The 1,173-nt window shown below is 46.0% G+C and carries 2 protein-coding genes; both read right to left on the bottom strand.

Annotated features, from left to right (window positions below; genetic code table 11):
- The coding region (locus F6K38_RS42585; RefSeq protein ID WP_287360925.1) for a class I SAM-dependent methyltransferase at positions 1 to 546 on the bottom strand (546 nt) is incomplete at its 3' end.
- Between the two features lie 43 nt (positions 547 to 589).
- Positions 590 to 1,153, bottom strand: coding sequence for a hypothetical protein (locus F6K38_RS42580; RefSeq protein WP_287360928.1), 564 nt, complete (start codon positions 1,151 to 1,153; stop codon positions 590 to 592).
- Positions 1,154 to 1,173 lie beyond the last annotated feature (20 nt).

Raw genomic sequence — 1,173 nt, 5'->3', positions numbered from 1 at the left:
GTAATGATCAAAAATCTCAAATCCTGCTTGTTCAACACAGCGAGCCAAGCTTTGATATTCCCAACCTACAACATAGCGATAGCCGGTTGGACGAACACTATAACCCTCATGATCACCACGAATCATTGACATAACTATGGCACCATTGCTAACAAGCGATCGCTTTATATCCTTAAGTACCCTAACCATGGAAGCACGGGGAATATGAATCAGGGATGCATTGGCAAAGATCCCATCAAAGCTCTTTGGTGGCAGCTTGAGGTTCAGAAACGATTGCTGCCAAACCTCGGATCCTGAAACCTGTTGCGCCATCTTCACAAATGCTGGTGTAGCATCGAGACCAATCACTTGATGACCCTGGTCTTTAAAGGCAACCAAGTCTCTACCAGGACCACAACCTAAATCCAGAATCTTGCCTGGATTACGGGGCATAGCATCCACCAAAGCGTTGCGATTTTGAGACACATCGTGATTCCAGGTGCCTTCCCGGAAAGATTCTGCTGTTGCTTGATACTCAGCAATTGTTACTATTTCGTGATCTTCCACAATAGTTCAACCTGGTGATACTCAACCAAATTCTACTATCTAGCTAATTAGAGTAAATCACCAATAGCTGCATAATAAACTCAGCCGCAGTTATATAAGTTCGTTGTGGTGGTTGCTCACCTAATGGCACCATTACCCACCAGCCTTGGCACTGACAAGGGCTACGCCACAAGTCCAAATGGCCTATTGCGGGTGTTGCATAAAAACTGTCTTCCCCTGCCCCCAATAGCGCTGAACTCCAGTGGGTAAAGTAATCGTGACTAATCCGGTGGATGGGAAAATTGCCATACAGAGGGACACCCCAGCCATCAATAGCGATCAATGCTTGGATGGAACCTCCCAGTAACTGCCAACCCCAAGCTGCTGCGATCGCACCCACTACCCCAGCACTGAAGCTGATCAAGACTATGGGAGTTTTCACCAAACCAATGTGACGTTGCAAGAACTCTTTAATATGAATAGCTGAGTAAGCTGGGTAGTCCTGAGCTGGAAAAATCAAGACTTTCTCAGTCGAGGGACTTGATAGCTCCAAACTTGCTAAAAAATCTTGGGTCAGTTGGTGGTCATGGATACCGGGGCAGATAATTAAGTACGGGGCAAGTGACAGTTGATAAAAATGCACAATAA

Origin of the sequence: Moorena sp. SIO3B2 (assembly GCF_010692525.1) — a bacterium.
Classification (GTDB): Bacteria; Cyanobacteriota; Cyanobacteriia; order Cyanobacteriales; family Coleofasciculaceae; genus Moorena; species Moorena producens.
This window is presented reverse-complemented; position numbering and strand designations above follow the sequence as displayed.